The organism is Klebsiella sp. C239 (assembly GCF_048822715.1).
GTDB classification, from domain to species: Bacteria; Pseudomonadota; Gammaproteobacteria; order Enterobacterales; family Enterobacteriaceae; genus Klebsiella; species Klebsiella quasipneumoniae.
Window position 1 is genome coordinate 1 of record NZ_JBMEZK010000030.1, and the last position, 4,258, is coordinate 4,258.

General features: G+C 51.2%; 4 protein-coding genes and 4 tRNA genes. 7 read left to right on the forward strand and 1 reads right to left on the reverse strand.

Annotated elements, in window-relative coordinates; genetic code table 11:
- The first annotated feature begins 202 nt into the window (after positions 1–202).
- Positions 203–1,231, forward strand: a complete 1,029-nt coding sequence (murB, locus tag ACOI6Z_RS27250; protein WP_048336577.1) for a UDP-N-acetylmuramate dehydrogenase — start codon at positions 203–205, stop codon at positions 1,229–1,231.
- Positions 1,228–2,190 (forward strand): bifunctional biotin--[acetyl-CoA-carboxylase] ligase/biotin operon repressor BirA, encoded by a 963-nt coding sequence (gene birA / locus ACOI6Z_RS27255; protein WP_023291589.1) that lies wholly within the window; start codon positions 1,228–1,230, stop codon positions 2,188–2,190. Before murB ends, birA begins: the two co-directional genes overlap by 4 nt.
- Before the next feature lie 26 nt (positions 2,191–2,216).
- Here birA and coaA read toward each other — a convergent pair whose 3' ends face one another.
- Positions 2,217–3,167: a type I pantothenate kinase gene (gene coaA / locus ACOI6Z_RS27260; protein ID WP_032429237.1), complete on the reverse strand. Its 951-nt coding sequence runs from the start codon at positions 3,165–3,167 to the stop codon at positions 2,217–2,219.
- A gap of 429 nt (positions 3,168–3,596) precedes the next feature.
- On the opposite strand from coaA, the gene ACOI6Z_RS27265 reads away from it, so the two are divergent.
- The 5 genes from ACOI6Z_RS27265 to ACOI6Z_RS27285 form a co-directional block, all read left to right on the forward strand.
- A tRNA-Thr gene (locus ACOI6Z_RS27265) sits at positions 3,597–3,672 on the forward strand.
- Between the two features lie 10 nt (positions 3,673–3,682).
- Positions 3,683–3,767 (forward strand) — tRNA-Tyr (locus ACOI6Z_RS27270).
- A gap of 115 nt (positions 3,768–3,882) precedes the next feature.
- A tRNA-Gly gene (locus tag ACOI6Z_RS27275) sits at positions 3,883–3,957 on the forward strand.
- A gap of 5 nt (positions 3,958–3,962) precedes the next feature.
- Positions 3,963–4,038 (forward strand) — tRNA-Thr (locus ACOI6Z_RS27280).
- Positions 4,039–4,153: 115 nt separating this feature from the next.
- Positions 4,154–4,258 (forward strand): GTP-binding protein (locus ACOI6Z_RS27285; protein ID WP_005651251.1); only part of this gene is annotated, 105 nt, incomplete at its 3' end.

The window sequence follows — 4,258 nt, forward strand, 5'->3', positions numbered from 1 at the left end:
GTGTCCTCCGGGGAGGGTGCCGGTACGCCTCCCCGGTGGCGCTGCGCTTACCGGGGCTACGGACCTTGCGGGTTCTGTAGCCCGGACCGGTACACCACATCACCACCGTTAGCGCCCCGCAATATTATTGCCTCTGTAATCAGGCAAGCCTTCCCCCGCCAGATACGGTAAACTAACGCCGATTTTGCATCAGGAAGCCACTATGAACCACTCCCTCAAACCCTGGAATACCTTTGGCATTGAGCGATCCGCCAATACGATAGTACGCGCCGAAACTGAACAACAGTTATTAAGCGCCTGGCAAACCGCTGTCGCGGCAGGCGAACCCACGCTAATCCTTGGGGAAGGCAGTAACGTCCTGTTTCTGAACGACTATGCCGGTACGGTGATCCTCAACCGAATTATGGGGATCGAGGTGAGCGAAACCCCGGATGCCTGGCGCTTGCACGTCGGCGCCGGCGAAAACTGGCATCAACTGGTGCAGTTCACGCTACAGCATGCGATGCCTGGTCTGGAAAATCTGGCATTAATCCCTGGTTGCGCAGGATCTTCGCCTATCCAGAATATTGGCGCTTACGGCGTCGAATTGCAGCGGGTTTGCGAATATGTTGATTGCATCGAGCTGGAAACGGGACGTAAACAACGCCTTTCCGCAGCGGAATGCCGTTTCGGCTATCGCGACAGCATCTTTAAACATGAATATCAGGACCGCTACGCCATCGTCGCGATTGGCTTGGCGTTAGAGAAAGCGTGGCGACCGGTGCTGAGCTACGGTGATTTAACACGTCTCGATCCGCAGACTGTCACCCCGCAGCAGGTATTCGATGCGGTCTGTCATATGCGAATGACTAAATTGCCGGATCCAAAGATTAACGGTAATGCTGGCAGCTTTTTTAAGAACCCGATCGTCAGCGCTCAGGTTGCTGAAGCGCTGCTGGCGCAGTTCCCTGATGCACCGCACTATCCGCAGGCAAACGGCAGCGTCAAGCTGGCCGCTGGCTGGCTAATCGATCAATGTCAGCTCAAAGGACAACGCATCGGCGGCGCGGCCGTGCATCGACAGCAGGCGCTGGTACTGATTAATGAAGATCAAGCGACCAGTGAGGATGTGATAAAGCTTGCCCATTACGTTCGCCAGCAGGTGGGTGCGAAATTCAATGTATGGCTTCAACCCGAGGTGCGCTTCATTGGAACGCATGGTGAAGTCAACGCAGAGGAGAGCATTGCGTGAAAGACCATACTATCCCTTTAACGCTAATTTCTATCCTTGCTGATGGTGAGTTTCACTCAGGTGAACAGCTTGGCGAGCAGTTAGGCATGAGCCGGGCGGCGATTAATAAGCATATCCAGACTTTACGCGACTGGGGCGTTGATGTGTTTACCGTACCGGGCAAGGGTTACAGCCTGCCAGAGCCTATTCATCTTTTGGATGAGAAAAAGATCTCCCAACAGATAGAGCATGGCCGAGTGACTGTCCTTCCGGTAATCGACTCCACTAACCAGTATTTGCTGGACAGACTGGATGAGCTGACGTCCGGCGATGCCTGCGTGGCTGAATATCAGCAGGCAGGGCGGGGCCGGCGAGGCAGAAAATGGTTTTCCCCCTTTGGCGCGAATCTCTATCTCTCAATGTACTGGCGTCTGGAGCAGGGCCCGGCAGCGGCTATTGGCCTAAGCCTGGTGATCGGTATTGTGATCGCTGAAGTGCTGCAGCAGCTCGGGGCCGAACAGGTTCGCGTGAAATGGCCAAACGATATTTACCTGCAGGATCGTAAGCTGTCAGGGATCCTCGTGGAACTGACGGGGAAAACGGGCGATGCCGCACAAATCGTCAGCGGCGCGGGTATCAACCTTGTGATGCGTCACGTGGAGTCTGATGTCGTCAATCAGGGTTGGATCAGTCTTCAGGAAGCAGGGGTGGTCATCGATCGTAACCTCCTCGCCGCGCGCCTGATTAAAGAGCTGCGCCTGGGACTGGAGCTGTTCGAGCAGGAAGGGTTGGCTCCTTATCTGCCGCGCTGGGAAAAACTGGATAACTTTATTCATCGTCCGGTAAAACTGATTATCGGTGATAAAGAAATTTATGGCATTTCCCGCGGTATTGACGCCCAGGGGGCGCTATTGCTGGAGCAGGATGGTGTGATAAAAGCCTGGGTCGGTGGTGAAATATCATTGCGCAGCGCAGAATAAAAAAGGGAGCTTCGGCTCCCTTTGCTTTATTTCCGTAAGCGTACCTGATTAACAGAATGATTGGCGCTCTTGGTCATAATCAGGCTGGCGCGCTCGCGGGTTGGAAGGATGTTTTCTTTTAGATTCATTAGGTTAATCTCATTCCATAGCGAGGTGGCAATATCCACCGCTTCTTCCTTCGACAGCTTGGCGTAATTATGGAAATAAGAATCCGGGTCGGTAAATGCTCCTTCCCGGAATTTAAGAAAACGGTTGATATACCAGCTTTTCAATAATTCTTCCGGGGCATCGACATAAATAGAAAAGTCGACAAAATCCGATACGAATACATGATGCGGATCGTGTGGATAATCCATCCCACTTTGCAGAACATTCAGTCCTTCAAGAATGAGAATATCCGGTTGCGCGACGGTTTTATCGCCGTCGGGAATAACATCATAAATTAGATGGGAATAAACTGGTGCAGTTGCCTGTGGTACTCCTGATTTGAGATCGGAGACAAACTTCACCAGCCGATGCATATCATAAGACTGCGGAAAACCTTTCTTCTTCATTAACCCACGTTCTTTCAAAACCGAGTTAGGGTGCAAAAATCCGTCAGTGGTAATGAGTTCGACATGGCGATGCTCAGGCCAACGGCTAAGCAAGGCCTGCAGCACACGGGCGGTGGTGCTTTTACCTACCGCAACGCTGCCAGCTATGCTGATTATATAGGGAATACGCTGACCGTTAGTGCCAAGAAATTGTTCGAGAACCGCCTGACGACGCAGGTTAGAACTAATATAGAAGTTGAGCAAACGCGACAGCGGCAAATAGATCTCAGCAACCTCTTCCAGAGAGAGATCTTCGTTGATGCCTTTTAACCGCGTGATTTCTTCCTCGGTTAACGTCATCGGGACAGAATCACGAAGTGCAGCCCATTGGTGGCGGTTAAATTGTAGGTACGGTGTCATTAACGTCTGCTCTTTTTGGCTCATAAGCATGTTCTTACCATCACCGAATACGTTGAAACGGCGATGCTTCACACGAGTTAATCAGGACAATGGGCAGGAGGGTAACACCAGATTGCCGGGAATAATAAGAAAAAAACTCATTGAATGCTGCTTTCTCGCGCCAGCGTCACAAGAGAGGAATAAGTTTCTTATGCTTTGCAAAGCATGGTCTTTGCTAACAGGATAGTGCTAACGGCCTGCTGCCTTTCAGGCTGCGGTCAGCATAGGTTCCGGGTAAACGTGGATGACCGGAACCGCGCCTGCTGTGCTGTTTGCTGGCGATTATTTGCACTCCTTTGTTTGAAATTACACCGTTTTTTCGCGTAAGAGCACAAAATGTGAGCAAGAGAACGTTTTATGCAAATTTTTAGTTGCATGAACTCGCTCCTCTCCCTAGAATGCGCGCTACTTGATGCCGACTTAGCTCAGTAGGTAGAGCAACTGACTTGTAATCAGTAGGTCACCAGTTCGATTCCGGTAGTCGGCACCATAACAATTTGGGTGGGGTTCCCGAGCGGCCAAAGGGAGCAGACTGTAAATCTGCCGTCATCGACTTCGAAGGTTCGAATCCTTCCCCCACCACCACTTTCTGGCGACGCTTTGCGTAGCCGGAGTTGGTTGGGTAAACTAATCAGCTCAATACTACAGAGAGCAGTCTCTTTAGTATTACAGAAAGAACTGGGTAGCCGAGTTTCAGGATGCGGGCATCGTATAATGGCTATTACCTCAGCCTTCCAAGCTGATGATGCGGGTTCGATTCCCGCTGCCCGCTCCAGACGTGCTGATATGGCTCAGTTGGTAGAGCGCACCCTTGGTAAGGGTGAGGTCCCCAGTTCGACTCTGGGTATCAGCACCACTTCTTTTCTCTCCTTCCCTGTTTCTCTTCTGTTATGTTCATTCAACAAGTCGGGCATGTTGCCTGGTTGATGTGGTGATATCACCGATTTATCCGTGTCTTAGAGGGACAATCGATGTCTAAAGAAAAGTTTGAACGTACAAAACCGCACGTTAACGTCGGTACTATCGGCCACGTTGACCATGGTAAAACAACGCTGACCGCTGCCATCACTACCGTA